Consider the following 16,049-nt stretch of genomic DNA (forward strand, 5'->3'; position numbering starts at 1 on the left):
GCGGGCCGGCACTACATCGTGGGGCCCAGCACCCACGGCGCGAATTCGTCTTCGCCGAATCCATGTTCTTCGCTTTTGCTGCGGCTGCCCGAGGCGACCTCGATGATGCGCCGGAATATCTGTTCACCGACTTCCTGCACGGTTTTCCCGCCGTCGAGGATTTCGCCGCAGTTGATGTCCATGTCTTCGCTCATGTGCCGATACATAAGCGAATTGGTGGCCAGCTTGATCGAGGGCGAGGGCTTGCAGCCGTAGACCGAACCCCGGCCGGTCGTGAAACAGATGACATTGGCGCCGCCGGCCACTTGCCCCGTCGCGGACACCGGATCGTATCCCGGCGTATCCATGAAGACCAGGCCGTGGCTTTGCACCGGCTGGGCGTACTCGACCACATCGGACAGGTTGCTGGAGCCCGCCTTGGCGACGGCCCCCAACGATTTTTCAAGTATGGTCGTCAGGCCGCCCGCCTTGTTGCCCGGGGACGGATTGTTGTTCATTTCGCCGCCCAGCCGCGCGGTGTACTCTTCCCACCAGTGGATGCGCTGGACCAGCTTTTCGCCGACTTCCCGTGTGACGGCCCGGCGCGTCAGCAGGTGCTCGGCCCCGTATATTTCGGGCGTTTCGCTAAGGATGGCCGTACCGCCGTGCTGGACGAGCAGATCCATGGCCGCGCCCAGCGCCGGATTGGCGCTGATGCCCGAATAGCCGTCGGATCCTCCGCACTGCAGGCCCACGGTGATATGGCTGATGGGCACGGGCTGTCGCGATACCTGATTGGCTTTCGGCAACAGGCTGCGTATGAGCTGTACGCCATGTTCTATGGTCTTACGGGTGCCGCCTACATCCTGGATGGTCATGGTGTGAAGGCGATCAGATTCGTGCAGGTTTTCGGCGCCCAACAGCGATGATATCTGGTTGGATTCGCAACCCAGCCCGATGAACACGACGGCGGCGAAGTTGGGATGGCGGATGTAGCCGGCAATGACCCGGCGCAGAAGATCGATGCCCTCGCCCGCCGACGCCATTCCACAGCCTGCCTTATGCGTGATGGACACCACGCCGTCGACGTTGGGGAAGTCGGCCAGGGCATCGCCGCGAAACGCGTCGGCAATCTGGCGACAGACCGTGGCGGAACAGTTCACGCTGCTGACGATGCCGATGTAGTTGCGCGTGGCCACCCGCCCGTCGTCGCGGACTATGCCGTTGAAGACCAGGGATTCGGGCGGTGCTTCCTGTGGCCGGACGTCGGCGCAGAAAGCATAGTCCCGCTGGAAATCATGCATGGCCATATTGTGCAAATGAATGTGCTGGCCGGGGGCGATGTCGCGCGTGGCGAAGCCGATGATCTGGTTGTAGCGGCGCACGGGCGCACCGTTTGCAATGGCCCGCACCGCAATCTTGTGGCCCGCCGGAATGGCGTCGGACGAAACAAGCTGCTCGCCCGGGATGGCCGTGCCCGGCTTGATGTCGCGGGTCGCAATCAGAACGTCGTCGTTCGGGCTAAGCCGTATTGCCATATGCGCGGAATTCGACCGGCCGATGGACTCGACCGGCACCACGGTTTCTTGCGCCACGTTGTCTCCTTGGATTTTCGATCGACGGCACTAAGGCCTGCCGGCCGCCTTCTTCGGCGATTTGCAGGCAGTCTATTACATAAAATCGGACAGGTAAAGTGGTAATACCAAAATTGCTTGACAGTTCTTTTTCGGTATGAAACCCTACGCCTTACCGGTCGGGCCGCCTGATCGGGACTCATAACAATAAAGAATCAGAACGACGCTACACACGCAGTTCCCGTGCCATTCAATATAAAAGAACACCCCCGGAGGACGACAAGATGAGTATCAAAACCACTATCAAATTCACCGCTGCCGCCGCAGCCATTTTTGCGTCGGGCATCGCCAGCGCCGCCTGGCCGGAACGCCCCATTACCGTGATCGTGCCATGGGCCGCCGGCGGCGGCACTGACGCCACGGCGCGCATCGTGGGCACCTTGCTTGAAAAGGAATTGGGTAATCCGGTCAACGTCGTCAACCGCGCCGGCGGCAATGGCGTGGTGGGCCATCAGGCCATTGCCAGCGCCAAGCCCGACGGCTACACCCTGGGCATGCTGACGGTGGAAATTTCCATGATGCATCACCAGGGGCTGACCAAGCTCACGCCCAGGGACTACACCGCGCTAGGGTTGATGAATGTCGATCCGGCGGCGATCACCGTCAGCCAGGAATCGCCCTATCAAAACATGGGCGACCTGCTCAAGGCCATCAAGGCCGAACCGGGCAAGCTCAAGGCTTCCGGAACCGGCCAGGGGGGCATCTGGCATATTGCGCTGGCCGGCATGCTTAAAAGCTTGAACATAGACATCAATGCCGTTCCCTTCGTCCCATCCAATGGCGCGGCTCCGGCCATGCTGGAGCTCGCCGCCGGCGGCATCGCCATTGTCCCGGCCGCCCTGCCCGAAGCCCGCGCCATGATCGACGCCGGCAAAGCCCGGCCGCTCACCATCATGGCCGATACGCCCTCCGCGCTCTACCCCAAGGTTCCTACGCTTAAAAGCGCCACCGGCAGCGACTGGAGCATGGGCGTCTGGCGCGGCATAGCCGGCCCCAAGGGCTTGCCCGAAGATGTCAAGACCAAGGTTGAAGCGGCCCTGAAAAAAATCAACGAAAGCGCGGAATTCAAGGAATTCATGGGCAAGCGCGGTTTTGGGATTGCCTACGCCGACGGCGCCGGATTCGCCAAGTTCATGGATGACGGCGATGCCGCCATGGGCGAAACCTTGAAAATGCTGGGCCTGGCCAAATAAGCGCCATGAAGATCAGCAACTTGCTCGCAGGCCTATTCATAGGCCTGTCGGGGATTGCCATCATCTGGTATGCGCAAACCCTGCCGCTCATGCCCGGCCAGGACGTCGGACCGGGCATGTTTCCCACCTTGATCGGCGCGGGCCTGGTCGTCTGCGCCGTGCTTCTGGCACGGCGCGACCTCAAGCCGCCGGTTCGCACGCCCTGGGTGCGCATACATCCCGAATTCCGCCACGGACGCACCCTGGCGGGTTTTCTGCTGGTGCCGATTTCACTGGCTTTGTATGTATGGTTTTCGGAAAGCCTTGGCTTCATTCCAGCCGCTTTTCTGCTTCAACTGGCGCTATATCTCGTATTTCGCGTTCGTCTGCGAACGGCAATACCCGTAGCCATCGCGGGCGCGCTCGTCATCCACTTCCTTTTCTACACGCTGCTGGAAGTGCCCCTGCCCTGGGGAATTCTTGAATCGATCGCCTGGTAGAAGGAAATCTATACCATGCTGGAAAACCTCATCGCCGCTTTCGGACAGGTGTTTGAACTGCATGTCCTGCTTGTCATATTTCTTTCCTCCGCCTATGGCTTGTTCGTCGGCGCCATTCCCGGGTTAAGCGCCACCATGGCGGTGGCCCTGCTGGTGCCGGTCACTTTCTTCATGCCGCCGGTTCCGGCCATCGCCTCCATGGTCACGGCCACCGCCATGGCGATTTTCTCGGGCGACGTTCCGGGCTGCCTGCTGCGCATACCCGGCACCCCGGCGTCGGCCGCCTATACCGACGAAGCCTATAAGCTGACCAAAATGGGCAAGACCGAACTTGCCCTTGGCGGCGGGCTCGTCTGCTCATGCATAGGCGGACTGTTTGGCACCGTCGTGCTTATCGTTGCAGCCCCCGCGCTCGCAGAACTGGCCCTTCAGTTTTCGTCATTCGAATATTTCTGGCTGGTGCTGCTGGGCCTGACCTGCGCCATCTTCATTGCCTCGGCCGATCCGCTGAAGGGCTTTGTCTCGCTGTTCCTGGGACTGATGATTACTTGCGTAGGCATGGGCAATCCCACAGGCTATCCACGCTTTACCTTCGGCAGCGATGCCATGCTCAGCGGACTTTCTCTGGTGCCCGTGATGGTCGGCATGTTCGCCGTGTCCGAGGTCCTGCGCTATGCCGTCAATGCCGCGAAGGAAAGCGGAAGCGTCGTCGGAAACATCGAAAAGGTTTTTTCGGGCACCTTGAAGCTGGTCGCAAAGTATCCCAAATCGGTCATGCGCGGCAGCGTGCTGGGCACCGTCGTAGGCGCCCTGCCCGGCGCAGGGGCGGATATAGCCGCCTACATGTCTTATGCGCTCAGCAAGAAATTCTCCAAGGAACCCGAAAAATTCGGTACCGGCCATCCAGAGGGCATCGTCGAAGCCAGCTCGGCCAACAATGCCTCGCTGGCCGGCGCATGGATCCCCGCGCTGGTATTCGGCATCCCGGGCGACTCCATCACTGCCATTGTGATCGGCGTGCTGTACATGAAAGACCTGAACCCTGGGCCGATGATCTTCATCAACAACCCGGTATCCATGTACTCCATCTTCATCGTCTTCATCCTGGCCAACCTGCTGCTGCTGCCTTTGGGCTATACCCTGATCAAGCTGTCAAAGCACATACTGCGCACGCCACGCAACATCCTGATGCCGCTCATCCTGCTGTTCTGCATCGTGGGCTCCTACGCCATCAACAACAGCATATTCGACGTGGGCGTCATGCTGGCTTTCGGCGTTCTGGCCTACCTCATGGAGGAAAACGGCTTTCCCATCGCACCCACCATACTGGGCGTGGTCCTGGGCAGCATGCTGGAAGAGAATTACATCAGTTCCGTCATCAAATCCGACGGCAACATCCTGGCGTTCTTCGACCGCCCCATCGCCGGAACGCTGGGCGTCATCACCATACTGGTATGGCTGGCTCCGCTGGCCTTGCGCCACATCAGGCAAAGGCAGGCGCCAAGCGCGTACGCGAATGAATAAGCAAGCAGACCAATTCAAGCAGCATCCAACAGGGAGGACCACATGACGGTGCGCAACAATTACGATTTCTCAGGCCGCCATGCCGTCATAACAGGAGGCGCGGCGGGCATCGGCCTTGCCATTGCCGCCCGTCTGACGGAAGGCGGCGCCGGCGTCACGCTATGGGATCGCGATCCGCAAGCCCTGGCCAAGGCGCAGGCCGACCTGGGCTCGCAATCCATCCGCATCGAACAGGTCGACGTGGGCGACGAGGCCTCCGTCCAGTCGGCGGCCGACGCCACCGTCAAAGCCGCGGGCGCCGTCGACATCCTGGTCAACAGCGCCGGCATCACCGGCCCCAACACCAGCGTCTGGGAATACCCGCCGGCGGAATGGGACCGGGTCATGCGCGTCAACCTGCGCGGCCCCTTCCTGTGCTGCCGCGCCATTGTTCCGCACATGCGCGCGAACGACTACGGGCGCATCGTGAACATCGCCTCCGTCGCCGGCAAAGAGGGCAACCCCAACGCATCGGCTTACAGCGCGTCCAAGGCTGCCGTCATCGCCCTGACCAAATCGCTGGGCAAGGAACTGGCGCAAACCGGGATAACGGTCAATTGCATAACACCCGCCGCCGTGCGCACCGCCATTTTCGACCAGATGACGCAGGAGCATATCGACTACATGCTGTCCAAGATTCCCATGAACCGCTTCGGCAAGACCGAAGAGATCGCCGCCCTGGTGGCCTGGCTGTGCTCCGAGGATTGTTCGTTCTCCACGGGCGCCACCTTCGACATATCCGGCGGAAGGGCTACTTACTGACATGGACAGGCAACGATACGCCGCTCAGGCGCTGCGCGATTTTTCCCAGGAGCTGCTGCAGGCGGCCGGCATGGACGCCGGGCCCGCCGAGGCCGTTGCCGACACCCTGGTGGAAGGCGATCTGCTGGGCCACGATACGCATGGCCTGGCTTTGCTGGCGCCCTATATAAAGGAAATCGAGAACAAAACCATGGAGGTGGCCGGCCTGCCCGACACCTTGTCCGACCGCGGCGCGTCCCTGCTGTGGGACGGGCGGCGGCTGCCCGGTCCCTGGCTGGTCCATCAAGGCCTCGACGCATTGATCCCTCGAGCGCGCGAGTTCGGCAGCGCCACTCTGGTCATACGGCGCAGCCACCATATTGCCTGCCTGGCCGCCTACCTGCTGCGCGCAACCGAGAACGGCCTGCTGATCACATTGGCCAGCTCGGATCCCGCCGTGGCCAGCGTTGCGCCTTACGGCGGCACTCAAGCCGTGTTCACACCCAATCCCATTGCCATGGGCATACCCACCTCCGGCACCCCTTTCCTGGTGGACATCTCTTCGTCCATCGTCACCAACGGCATGTGCAGCCGCCTGCAGAAAGCGGGCCAGCAGTTTGACGACGAATGCCTGCTCGATGCGCAAGGCCGCCCCAGCCGCGACCCCGCCGTGCTGTCGGCCGATCCTCCCGGCACCATCATGCCGCTGGGGGGAGTGACGGCGGGCCATAAAGGCTTCGGCATGGCGCTGATGATAGAGGCGCTGACAGGCGGGCTGGCGGGCCATGGCCGTGCCGATCCACCCGATGGCTGGGGCGCGACTGTTTTTCTTGGCCTGCACGATCCGGAAGCCTTTGGCGGCACCGACGCCTTCACGCGCCAGACCGACCACATCGGACAGGCATGCCGCGAAAATCAGCCCCGTGCCGGGGGAAGCTCGGTCCGGATGCCGGGCGACCGCGGCCTGGCGTTGCGATCGGAACAGCAACAGGGCGGCGTTGCGCTGCACCCCACGATTCCTGAAATGCTGACGCAATGCGCCGCCCGCTATGGCCTGTCGTTTCCCCAGGCATCGGGCTAGGGCCAGCCACGACCAACGGAAAACCGCATGAGGGCCAACGTATAATGCGCGCCGGGAACCATCCAGTCCATGCCTATCAAAATCATCGAACCTCAACGCCTGTACCGCCAGATCAGCGAGCAGCTTCGCACGCTGATCGAAAGCGGCGAGTTTCCGCCGGGGTCGCGCCTGCCCGCCGAGCGCGACCTTGCCGTACAGTTGGGCGTCAGCCGGCCATCGCTGCGTGAAGCCCTGATCGCCCTGGAGGTTCATGGCTATATAGAGGTCCATATGGGTTCGGGCATTTATGTCTGCGACCCGCCGACCCCGCCCTCCAAGCGATACGACCTGTCCCAAGAGGAAGGTCCGCTCGAAGTCATACGCGCGCGCGCCCTGCTGGAAAGCGAGGTGGCGGCCACGGCGGCCAAGGCGGGCCGCAAGGCCCAGTTCGACGCCATCGAGGAAGCCATCGACATGATGGCGGCCGATACCGAGGCGGGCCTGGTTCCCCTTGAAGCCGACCAGCTGTTCCATGTGCGCATCGCCGAAGCCACCGGAAACAGCGTGCTCATAGGCGTGGTAAAACAGCTCTTCGAGTTTCGCATGGGCCCGCTCTTTGACAGGCTGCACGGGCATTTTGAATCCGGCGACGTGTGGCCCCAGGCCATTGCGGAACATCGCCGGATACTGAAGGCCTTGCGGGCCAAGGATCCGGACCAGGCGCGCCTGGCCATGCAGGAACACATGGGCGTGGCATTCAAGCGCCTGACTTCCAGCCTGACGGAATCGCCCAGGCGCCGCAAGGCGGCATCGCCGCGATCGCCGTCCGATACCCAGGCCGGCAGGCGGGCCAAGGCGGCCAAGACCACCAAGAAAAAAGGACTGACAAAATGACTACGGAAAAATTCGCACTTGTCACAGGAGCGGGATCGGGAATAGGAAAGAGCATCGCCCTTGCCTTGATGCAGAACGGCTATTCAGTGGCGTTGGCGGGCCGCCGCAAAGATCCCCTGGAAGCCACGGCCCGCGAGGGCGCCGCATACGGCGCGCGATCGCTGGTGGCGCCGGCCGACATCAGCCGTCCCGAAGACGTCGATCGCGTGTTCGGCCTGATCAAGGAACAGTTCGGCCGCCTGGACCTGCTGTTCAACAATGCCGGCATCTTCGCCCGCGCTGTTTCCCTTGAAGAGCTGGAGTACGAGCAGTGGCAGGCGGCGGTGGACATCAACCTGACCGGCGCCTTCCTGTGCACCCAGGGCGCTTTTCGCCTGATGAAGGAACAACAGCCGCGCGGCGGACGCATCATCAACAATGGTTCGATCTCGGCCCATGCGCCGCGTCCCCACGCCGTGTCGTACACCGCGACCAAGCATGCCATCACCGGCCTGACCAAGGCCACGTCGCTGGACGGCCGCCGGTACGACATCGCCTGCGGCCAGATCGATATCGGCAACGCCGCCAGTGAAATGACCGAAGCCATGAGCAGCGGCGTCCTGCAGGCCGACGGGTCGACCCGTCCCGAGCCGGTGATGGATGTCAGGCACGTGGCTGAAGCCGTGCTGTACATGGCCAGCCTGCCGCTGGATGCCAATGTGCAGTTCATGACCGTCATGGCGACCAACATGCCCTTTATCGGCCGCGGCTGACTCCAGCGCGCCGTCCGGTCGATCCGGATACTCTCCGGCCTGAACCGGCCGACGGCGCAGCTGGCGGCTGCATCCGCCGCCAGCGCGCGCGGATGCAGCCCTTCTTTTAATCCAGCAGGCTGGCGTCCCAGGCGTACAGCTTTTGCTCCTGCTCGCCCAGTCCTTCAATGCCCAGGCGCATGACGTCGCCCGGTTTCAGATATACCGGCGGCTTCTGCCCAAGGCCCACGCCCGGCGGCGTGCCGGTGGATATCAGGTCGCCCGGATACAGGGTGGTGAACTGGCTGATGTAATGCACCAGATGGGCCACGTCGAAGATCATGGTCCGGGTGTTGCCGTCCTGGAAACGCTTGCCGTTCACTTCCAGCCACATGCCCAGGTTCTGCGGGTCGGCGACTTCGTCGGCCGTCACCAGCCAGGGGCCGACGGGACCGAAGGTATCGCAACCCTTGCCCTTGTCCCAGGTGCCGCCGCGCTCCATCTGGTACTCGCGCTCGGACACATCGTTCACCACGCAATAGCCGGCGACATAATCCAGGGCCTCGTCCTTGCCCACATAGCGCGCCTTGCGGCCGATGACCACGCCCAGCTCGACTTCCCAGTCGGTCTTGTTCGAACCGCGCGGGATGACGACGGGGTCGTTGGGGCCGGTGGGCGCCGACCATTTGTTGAACAGTATGGGTTCCTTGGGTATGTCCGCCCCCGTTTCAGCCGCATGATCGCTGTAGTTCAGGCCCACGCAGATGAACTTGCCCAGGCCCGCATAGGGAACGCCGAGCCGGCCGGGATTCTCGACCACCGGCAGCGATGCGATATCGGCGCCGGCCAGCGACTTCAGCTGGTCCGGCTGCAAGGTCTGCGCCGTAATATCGGACAGCACGCCCGACAGATCGCGTATCTTGCCGTCCTGATCCAGGCAGCCTGGCTTCTCCTGTCCGATCGGTCCGTAACGTAGTAATTTCATGTAGTGCTCTCTACTCTAGGGGTTAATGGCGTGTCAGTTAGACCAACCGCCGTCGATGATATGCAATGCGCCAGTTGTAAACGATGATTCATCCGACGCCAAGTACAGGGCCAGCGCCGCGATTTCCCGGGTGCCGCCCACGCGGCCCATGGGTTGGCGCGCAACGAAATCGGCGCGGACCTGCTCTTGGGTCTTGCCGTATTTTCCCGCCTGCGCGGCGATCCGTTCCGCCAGCGAGGGGGACTCCACCGTGCCGGGGCAGATCGCGTTGCAGCGCACGCCCTGTGAAACGAAATCGGCGGCCACCGATTTCGTCATGCCGATGACCGCCGCCTTTGTGGCGCCATAGACGAAACGGTTTGGGACTCCCTTGACGCTGGATGCGGCCGACGACATATTCACGATGGAACCGCGCCGCTGTCCGAGCATGCCCGGCAGGAAGGCCCGCATCGTGTGGTACATCGACGCCACATTCAGTTCGAAGGAGTGGCGCCAGGCAGCGTCGTCGCAGTCCAGTATCGATCCGTCGTGAACATAGCCGGCGCAATTGAACAGCACGTCGATGGCACCCAGTTCATCGGCCAGGGCCTGGATCTGCGCCGGCTGCGTAACGTCCAGCTGGCGGGCCTGGCAGCCTTTCAGGCCGGCCAGCAGGCCCGGATCGATATCGGTGGCAATGACCTTGGCCCCTTCCTGAATGAAGAGCTCGGCCGTGGCCCGCCCTATTCCCTGTCCCGCCGCCGTCACCAGCGCCGTCTTTCCCGCAAGGCGTCCAGTCATGATTATTTACCCGCGCTCAGTACGTTATCGGGGAGCGGCGAGCCATGATATTTCTGATAGATATCGTTCAGCTTGCCGTTCTTCAGGTTGGCGCGCACCCAATTATCGACCCATCCTTTGAGTTCGGTGCTTTGCTTGTTCAGGCCTATGCCCAGCATCGCGGTCGACAGCACGATCTTGGACTCCATGTTTTTACCGGGCGTTTTCTTGTTGATGGCCTTGAGCAGCGGGGGCGCCGTGGCGAAGATGTCTCCCTGGCCGCTGGACACCGCCGTAATCGACGTGGCATCGTCGTCGAAACGCAGAATATTGGTTCCGGGCAGCGCCTGCTTGGTGATCGCAATGTCGTTGGTCGTGCCGCGCGTGGAAATCACCGTCTTGCCGACCAGGTCCTCCAGTTTGCTGATGTTCATGTCCTTGGGCGCACCGACCACCGCCTGTATGGCGGCATACGGCACCGAGAAGGCCACGACCTTCTCGCGCTCGGGCGTGATCGAGAAGCTGGCCACGACAAGGTCGGCTTTATTGGTCAGCAAAAAAGGCACGCGGTTGGCGCCGGTCGTGGGCACGATCTCGAGTTTTACGCCCAGATCCTTTGCCAGCAGTTCCGCCGTCTCGACGTCGGAGCCTATGGGCTTGAGGGTGTCGTCCTTGGTGCCGAACGGCGGCGCGCCCAAGTCGATGGCCACACGTATCACCTTGTCTTCCTTGATCTTGGGCAGGTCGTTGGCCTGGGCGGGCGCGGCGCCCAGACCAAGCAAGCACGCCAGGGCGCCCGCGACGAATACGCGCCGCGATGCGGATGCCGCCTTCAATATAGTGTGTGTCTCCATTTCTTCGTCTCCTGGTTTTGTATTACGTTTACCGGACTTGCAGAACGGCGATGCCGCCGCTGCCAGCCGCTAGCTTCAACATCATCCTTGAACCCGTCCGTGGTCATGCCGCGCCACGAGCGGCGTTCAGTCTTTTCTCCAGTTTCCGGCTCCACACGGACATGGGATAGCACATGGCAAAATACAGCGCGGCAGCGCATCCGAAATAAAGAAAAGGCTCGAACGTGGAGTTGTTCAGAATCTTGGCGTTGTACGACAGCTCCGCATAGCCGATGACCAGGGAAGCAATCGACGTGTTCTTGACGATCTGCACCATGAACCCCACCGTGGGCGGCGTTGCAATGCGCAGCGCCTGCGGCAGGATGACCAGCGCCATGCGCTGGAGGCGGCTGAGTCCAAGGCATTCCGCCGCTTCCCACTGGCTGCGCGCCACCGACTGTATGCAGCCGCGCCAGATCTCGCCGAAATAGGCGCTGGACTGTATGGTCAGTGCCAGCGTGGCGGCAAACAAGGCCGGCACGCTGTTCATGCCCAGCAGGTTGGGGCCGTAGAAGCACACGCCCATCAGCACCAGCAGCGGCGTACCCTGAATCAGCTGGATATAGGACGATGCCGCATGCCTGACCGGTTTCAACGGCGAGACCCGAAGCAAGGCCACCGCCATGCCGAGCATGCCGGCAAAAACAAAGGTCAGGCAGGACAGCAGCAGGGTGCCCCAGGCGCCCTGGACCAGATATTCGAACTGTTGGACATTCATGTGCGGCCGCCCTACAAAGCCGTACCCAGCTTGCGCCGGCGCACAAAGACAAACTGGCCGAACAGCCAGAATACGGCGCGAACCAGCCCCGACAGCGCCAGGTACACCACCCACAGCACAATGAAGACCTCGAAGTTGCGGAAGGTATTGGCCTGGACCGAATTGGAAATGCCGAAGAGTTCGTTGGCGCCTACCGCGGACAAGATGCTGGTGACCAGCATCAGCAATACATACTGGCTGGTCAACGCCGGATAGACGCGTTCGATGGCGGGCCGCAGGATGATGTGCAGATACACCTGTGTCGGGGTCAGGCCCAGGCACTCGGCGGCCTCAAGCTGCCCCTTGTGTATGGATTCGATGCCCGCGCGCACGATCTCGCAGGTATAGGCGCCGATATTGATGACGAGAGCCAATATGGCACCGACCATGATGGGCAGGCGCAGGCCAATGCTGGACATGCCGAAGATCAGGAAATAGCTTTGCACCAGCAGAGGCGTGTTCCTTATGATTTCCACGTAGCCGCCCACCAGCTTGCGCAGCCATGTCGGGCCGCTGCTGCGCGCCACGGCGCACAGAACACCCAGAACAAAACCGGCCAGCGTGGCCCAGAACGACATTTGCAGCGTCGTCCCCGCCCCTTCGAGGAATAGCGGCCAATACGACAGCACGCTTTCGAAATCGAACTGGTAGTTCATGGGTTTTCCTGCATGTGCTTGTTCAACGGGCCGTATGGAATTTGTCGAACAAGAAAATGTCTCGATCCACTCGCTTTTATTAATAAAATTTATTTTGATATATATTCGATTTATCCTATGCCAATATCAAGGCCATGGTCAACGGATATGGAGATCAGCCGGCCTAGGGATATCCCTGATGCTCGCTACGCATAGACAGAATTAACAGGCTATTCGGGCTAGACTATTTTTCTTATAAAAATTATATTTTGCATATAAAACCAATGACGCCATGGCGATGACAGCAGAACAGAAAGGAAAACACAGCGGGACATCCGGCGAGCGGGCGGTCCGCTATGCCGCACCGGCGCTGGAGAAAGGCCTGGATATCCTGGAGGCCCTCAGCGCCAGCGCCGGGGGCTATACACTGAACGAGCTGGCGCAGGCGCTGGGCAGGAATGTCAATGAAATATTCCGCATGGTCGTCACCTTGCAGCGGCGCGGTTATATACAAGCCGACCAGAATGATCGCTACACCCTGACCCTGACGATGTTCCAGTTGGCCAACCGCCAGCAGCCGGTCAAGACCTTGGTGGGTTCGGCGCTGCCTCTGCTGCAGGAGCTTTCCGAGCGGGCGCGGCAATCGTGCCACCTGGCGATCTACCAGGGCGGCCGGGTCGTGATCATTGCGCAGGTCGATAGCCCGGAGCGCTGGTCCTTCGGCCTGAAAGTGGGCGTGGTCATGGGCTTGACCGACACCTCGTCGGGCCACGTGCTGCTGGCCTACCAGGACGAGGTCGAGCGCACGCGCATGCTGAGCAGCCATATCCGCGTTGAAGGCGAACAGACCATGGACCCCGGCCAGCTCTTCACCTTGCTCAAAGAGGTGCGCCGCAACGGGTACTCCTGCATGCCCAGCATCCAGATCCAGGGCGTCACCAACATCGCCTTTCCCGTGCGCGGCCTGGGCGGACGCGTCGTGGCGGCCATCAACGTGCCTCACATCGCCCGCATCGACGGCATGCCGCGCCCCGATATCGTTCAGATCACGGACATACTGGCCGATATCTGCGGCCGCCTGTCCAGCCGCATCGGCTATGACGCCAGCCTGGCGGAAGATTCCACGCCCGCCTGAAAGGCGGCCTCAAGATCCGAGCAAACGCTCGAACACGGCGGTGGAACCCACCTGGCCGCCTTTGAGCATGATTTCCACCCCCCTCAAATGGGGCAGATCGGCATGGATGCCGCATACCGCAACGCCCGGATCCAGCTGCCCCAGATAAGACAGGCCCCAGATGTCCAGGCCGCGCACGCAGTGGCTGGACGTATCGCCTCCCGCCACGCCGACGCGGCGCGGCGCGGCCGCCTGGAGCACACGCGCCAGAAAAACACCGCAGGCCTTGGCCAGCGCCGCCGCCGGAATATCGGGCCTGGCCGTTGAGCCGGACGGATCCGCCGTATAGGCCAGCACATGGCGCCCCTGCGACAAGGCCTGCAACACCTGGGCAAGCACCGCGTCGATCCGGACGGAATCGGCGGCCGCCAGCGCATGGGCGTCCAGGGCGATGCGCTGATAGGACACCGCGGCCTCGATCTGGCGAGCCGTCACCGGCGACATGCTGCCCGACAATACGAACACCGGTCCGTCCGACGGCGCCAGCGTGGCTTGGGCATGCACGGGGTTCGCCCCGAGCGTCTTCATTTCGCTCCAATGCGCCAGCAACGCCTGCGCGACGCCGCTAGGCCCGATGGCCAGCACAGGGCGCTCGCAGGCGCGCGTCCAGATCGCGCGTCCCACGATGGGCAGGTGGGCAACATGGCCGATGTCGAACAGTATGCCCTGGGCGCCGTCCGCAACACGCGCATTGATCAGGGCGTCCAGCTCCATGGACGGCAGGTCGTAGCTGGGATACTGGATGGACGCGATATTCTTCAGGCCTTGCCGCGCCAGATGCAGGCGCAGGTCGGACTCGTGCATGGGCGTGACCGGATGGCGGCTCATGGTGGGATGCCGATCCAGCCTGTATGCCCCCTCGCCTGTGCGGAATGCGGCAAACAGATTGCCGAACACACAATAGCGGCTCAGGTTGGGCTGCCCGCCGACGATGGGCAGGAAGGGCGATGCATCCAGATGCCGGCGCAGTATGCCCACGGCCGCCCCTATGCTGCCCGTATCCGGCGAACTGTCGAAGGTCGAGCAGGTCTTGTAAAGCGTCACCGCCGCGCCCAGCCGCGAAAAATAACGGCCCACGCCGTCCAGTTCGCGTTCCTGTTCCAGGGCGTCCATGGATCGGGCGGCGCCCGCGATGCCCAGGCAGTCCAGCGGGCCGGCCGCCGCGCGTTGCCGATCGGTGGGCGGATGCAAGAACAGCATGGCGCGCAGGCCGGCGCCGGACACTGTCGCCAGGGTGTCGGTCGCGCCCGTGAAATCGTCGCCGTAGAACGCCAGCCTTGGCGCGGGCACCGTCATTGCGTCAGGCCTTCCGAGCGAAAAACTCGAGCGCTCGGCGAAGTTCCGGCGCCTCTTTTGCATAGTCGGCCAGATCGACCCCTTCGCTTGCGGCCTGCCAGGCCTGCCGCAGGCTGGCCACCCCGGCGGCGGGCCCGTCGGGGTGGGCCAGGATGCCTCCGCCCGACATGAACAGCAGATCGTCGTTGCCCACGGCCCGCCATGTAGCCGGCACGGTGCCGGCCCATTGCCCGGATGAGAAGGCGGGCAGGACCGCATCGTCCAGCCCCACCGCCAGGTTGGCATAGCAATCGCGCGCCGACTCCACGACCTCTTCGTCGCTTTGCGAGAATTTTCCCTGCAAGCCGTGTACGTGCATATGGTCCACGCCCGCCAGGCGCCAGAGCGTTTGATAGGCCTGGAAGGAAATGCCCAATAAAGGATGGCGCGACAGGGCGCCATAGCCGTTGCGATGGCCATGCAGGGCCAGGGGTGTGGCACGGCGCAGGCTCTGGATGGCGGAATAGCCGCAAGCATTCAGACTGGCCATGACGCAGGTGCCGCCTTCGCGCTCCACCATATCGGCATGCCGGCGCATGGCGTCGGTTTCATCGGTAATGTTGAAGGCCACCATCACCGGCTTGCCCGTGCGCTGCTGATGCTCGCGTACTACGGCCATGACGGCCGGAACCCGCTCGGCCAGCGGAGCATGGACCGGGTCGGCGCAGACCTCGTCGTCCTTGATGAAATCCACACCGGCCCGGCACAGTTGGCCGACCAGATCGGCCGTTTGCGCCGGCGACAGGCCCACATTGGGCTTGATGATGGTTCCGACCAAAGGCCCTTTGGCCACGCCGGTCAGCCGGCGCGTACCCGCTATGCCGACTTGAGGCATATCGAAGCGCCTGCGGTATTCGGCGGGCAAATGCAGCGTTTCCAGCCGCAGCCCCGTCGTTTCACCCAGGTCGTAAAGATTGCCGGCGACGGTGGAGGCCAGCGTGGGCAGATTCGCGCCGATATTCTCGACCGGGAATGAAATCCGTACGCGCGCGCGCCGCCACGGCCCACGGGTACCCTGCCGGTCCAGCCAGGCATTGGGCAGTGCCGGCCCTGGAGCATCGTCCAGCAGATCCACGCTCTCTACGATGGCCCGGGCACGCAGCCGCAGTTCATCGGTTTCGCCCTGAACCCGCGTGAACGTGCCGCAAGACTGCTCGCCGGCCATGATTTCCGCCACCTTGGCGGGTTCGACCGGCGTTTCGATCAGGTAGCTTGCATAAAAACGGTCAGGACTCAT

Annotated in this window: 16 protein-coding genes; 8 read left to right on the forward strand and 8 right to left on the reverse strand. The window is 62.5% G+C overall.

Annotation, left to right across the window (positions count from 1 at the left end; translation table 11 throughout):
* Positions 1–11: 11 nt before the first annotated feature.
* Positions 12–1,517: a UxaA family hydrolase gene (locus OEG81_RS15525; protein ID WP_264132615.1), complete on the reverse strand. Its 1,506-nt coding sequence runs from the start codon at positions 1,515–1,517 to the stop codon at positions 12–14.
* A gap of 320 nt (positions 1,518–1,837) precedes the next feature.
* Here OEG81_RS15525 and OEG81_RS15530 point away from each other — a divergent pair, with 320 nt between their 5' ends.
* The 7 genes from OEG81_RS15530 (at position 1,838) to OEG81_RS15560 (ending at position 8,295) form a co-directional block, all read left to right on the forward strand.
* The gene (locus OEG81_RS15530) at positions 1,838–2,806 is read left to right on the forward strand and encodes a tripartite tricarboxylate transporter substrate binding protein (protein ID WP_264130183.1); all 969 of its coding nucleotides are present in this window, start codon (positions 1,838–1,840) and stop codon (positions 2,804–2,806) included.
* Between the two features lie 5 nt (positions 2,807–2,811).
* Complete coding sequence (locus OEG81_RS15535) at positions 2,812–3,285, forward strand: tripartite tricarboxylate transporter TctB family protein (RefSeq protein WP_264130184.1); 474 nt, start codon at positions 2,812–2,814, stop codon at positions 3,283–3,285.
* Between the two features lie 15 nt (positions 3,286–3,300).
* The gene (locus tag OEG81_RS15540; protein ID WP_264130185.1) at positions 3,301–4,809 is read left to right on the forward strand and encodes a tripartite tricarboxylate transporter permease; all 1,509 of its coding nucleotides are present in this window, start codon (positions 3,301–3,303) and stop codon (positions 4,807–4,809) included.
* 42 nt (positions 4,810–4,851) lie between these two features.
* Positions 4,852–5,610, forward strand: coding sequence for an SDR family NAD(P)-dependent oxidoreductase (locus OEG81_RS15545; protein ID WP_264130186.1), 759 nt, complete (start codon positions 4,852–4,854; stop codon positions 5,608–5,610).
* Between the two features lies 1 nt (position 5,611).
* Complete coding sequence (locus tag OEG81_RS15550; RefSeq protein ID WP_264130187.1) at positions 5,612–6,670, forward strand: Ldh family oxidoreductase; 1,059 nt, start codon at positions 5,612–5,614, stop codon at positions 6,668–6,670.
* Positions 6,671–6,739: 69 nt separating this feature from the next.
* Complete coding sequence (locus OEG81_RS15555) at positions 6,740–7,543, forward strand: FadR/GntR family transcriptional regulator (protein ID WP_264130188.1); 804 nt, start codon at positions 6,740–6,742, stop codon at positions 7,541–7,543.
* Positions 7,540–8,295, forward strand: a complete 756-nt coding sequence (locus OEG81_RS15560) for an SDR family oxidoreductase (protein ID WP_264130189.1) — start codon at positions 7,540–7,542, stop codon at positions 8,293–8,295. The genes OEG81_RS15555 and OEG81_RS15560 overlap by 4 nt, the downstream gene beginning before the upstream one ends.
* Before the next feature lie 106 nt (positions 8,296–8,401).
* Here the strand turns inward: OEG81_RS15560 and OEG81_RS15565 are convergent, their stop codons facing one another.
* The 5 genes from OEG81_RS15565 to OEG81_RS15585 all read right to left on the reverse strand — a co-directional run bounded on the left by OEG81_RS15565 (position 8,402) and on the right by OEG81_RS15585 (position 12,324).
* Entirely contained in the window at positions 8,402–9,259 is an 858-nt protein-coding gene (locus tag OEG81_RS15565) for a fumarylacetoacetate hydrolase family protein (RefSeq protein ID WP_264130190.1), read from the reverse strand.
* Positions 9,260–9,292: 33 nt separating this feature from the next.
* Positions 9,293–10,039, reverse strand: coding sequence for an SDR family oxidoreductase (locus OEG81_RS15570; protein WP_264130191.1), 747 nt, complete (start codon positions 10,037–10,039; stop codon positions 9,293–9,295).
* 2 nt (positions 10,040–10,041) lie between these two features.
* A complete protein-coding gene (locus OEG81_RS15575; RefSeq protein WP_264130192.1) occupies positions 10,042–10,872 on the reverse strand; it encodes a transporter substrate-binding domain-containing protein in 831 nt (276 codons plus the stop codon).
* 103 nt (positions 10,873–10,975) lie between these two features.
* Positions 10,976–11,629, reverse strand: a complete 654-nt coding sequence (locus OEG81_RS15580; protein ID WP_264130193.1) for an amino acid ABC transporter permease — start codon at positions 11,627–11,629, stop codon at positions 10,976–10,978.
* Between the two features lie 11 nt (positions 11,630–11,640).
* Positions 11,641–12,324 carry an amino acid ABC transporter permease gene (locus OEG81_RS15585; protein WP_264130194.1) on the reverse strand — a complete coding sequence of 228 codons (684 nt, stop codon included), beginning with the start codon at positions 12,322–12,324 and terminating at the stop codon, positions 11,641–11,643.
* A 271-nt stretch (positions 12,325–12,595) separates the two neighbouring features.
* On the opposite strand from OEG81_RS15585, the gene OEG81_RS15590 reads away from it, so the two are divergent.
* Complete coding sequence (locus tag OEG81_RS15590; protein WP_264130195.1) at positions 12,596–13,438, forward strand: IclR family transcriptional regulator; 843 nt, start codon at positions 12,596–12,598, stop codon at positions 13,436–13,438.
* Between the two features lie 9 nt (positions 13,439–13,447).
* Here OEG81_RS15590 and OEG81_RS15595 read toward each other — a convergent pair whose 3' ends face one another.
* Complete coding sequence (locus OEG81_RS15595) at positions 13,448–14,773, reverse strand: four-carbon acid sugar kinase family protein (RefSeq protein WP_264130196.1); 1,326 nt, start codon at positions 14,771–14,773, stop codon at positions 13,448–13,450.
* Between the two features lie 4 nt (positions 14,774–14,777).
* Positions 14,778–16,049, reverse strand: a complete 1,272-nt coding sequence (locus OEG81_RS15600; protein ID WP_264130197.1) for a ribulose-bisphosphate carboxylase large subunit family protein — start codon at positions 16,047–16,049, stop codon at positions 14,778–14,780.

It is taken from the genome of Pollutimonas sp. M17, from assembly GCF_025836975.1.
Classification (GTDB): Bacteria; Pseudomonadota; Gammaproteobacteria; order Burkholderiales; family Burkholderiaceae_B.

What these genes read in the sequence shown, in the direction of transcription:
- OEG81_RS15555 (WP_264130188.1), top strand. Translation starts at nt 6,740, where the DNA reads ATGCCTATCAAAATCATCGAACCTCAACGCCTGTACCGCCAGATCAGC.
- OEG81_RS15595 (WP_264130196.1), bottom strand. Translation starts at nt 14,773, where the DNA reads ATGACGGTGCCCGCGCCAAGGCTGGCGTTCTACGGCGACGATTTCACG.
- OEG81_RS15540 (WP_264130185.1), top strand. Translation starts at nt 3,301, where the DNA reads ATGCTGGAAAACCTCATCGCCGCTTTCGGACAGGTGTTTGAACTGCAT.
- OEG81_RS15570 (WP_264130191.1), bottom strand. Translation starts at nt 10,039, where the DNA reads ATGACTGGACGCCTTGCGGGAAAGACGGCGCTGGTGACGGCGGCGGGA.
- OEG81_RS15535 (WP_264130184.1), top strand. Translation starts at nt 2,812, where the DNA reads ATGAAGATCAGCAACTTGCTCGCAGGCCTATTCATAGGCCTGTCGGGG.
- OEG81_RS15560 (WP_264130189.1), top strand. Translation starts at nt 7,540, where the DNA reads ATGACTACGGAAAAATTCGCACTTGTCACAGGAGCGGGATCGGGAATA.
- OEG81_RS15590 (WP_264130195.1), top strand. Translation starts at nt 12,596, where the DNA reads ATGGCGATGACAGCAGAACAGAAAGGAAAACACAGCGGGACATCCGGC.
- OEG81_RS15545 (WP_264130186.1), top strand. Translation starts at nt 4,852, where the DNA reads ATGACGGTGCGCAACAATTACGATTTCTCAGGCCGCCATGCCGTCATA.
- OEG81_RS15530 (WP_264130183.1), top strand. Translation starts at nt 1,838, where the DNA reads ATGAGTATCAAAACCACTATCAAATTCACCGCTGCCGCCGCAGCCATT.
- OEG81_RS15525 (WP_264132615.1), bottom strand. Translation starts at nt 1,517, where the DNA reads ATGGCAATACGGCTTAGCCCGAACGACGACGTTCTGATTGCGACCCGC.
- OEG81_RS15575 (WP_264130192.1), bottom strand. Translation starts at nt 10,872, where the DNA reads ATGGAGACACACACTATATTGAAGGCGGCATCCGCATCGCGGCGCGTA.
- OEG81_RS15580 (WP_264130193.1), bottom strand. Translation starts at nt 11,629, where the DNA reads ATGAATGTCCAACAGTTCGAATATCTGGTCCAGGGCGCCTGGGGCACC.
- OEG81_RS15565 (WP_264130190.1), bottom strand. Translation starts at nt 9,259, where the DNA reads ATGAAATTACTACGTTACGGACCGATCGGACAGGAGAAGCCAGGCTGC.
- OEG81_RS15600 (WP_264130197.1), bottom strand. Translation starts at nt 16,049, where the DNA reads ATGAGTCCTGACCGTTTTTATGCAAGCTACCTGATCGAAACGCCGGTC.
- OEG81_RS15550 (WP_264130187.1), top strand. Translation starts at nt 5,612, where the DNA reads ATGGACAGGCAACGATACGCCGCTCAGGCGCTGCGCGATTTTTCCCAG.
- OEG81_RS15585 (WP_264130194.1), bottom strand. Translation starts at nt 12,324, where the DNA reads ATGAACTACCAGTTCGATTTCGAAAGCGTGCTGTCGTATTGGCCGCTA.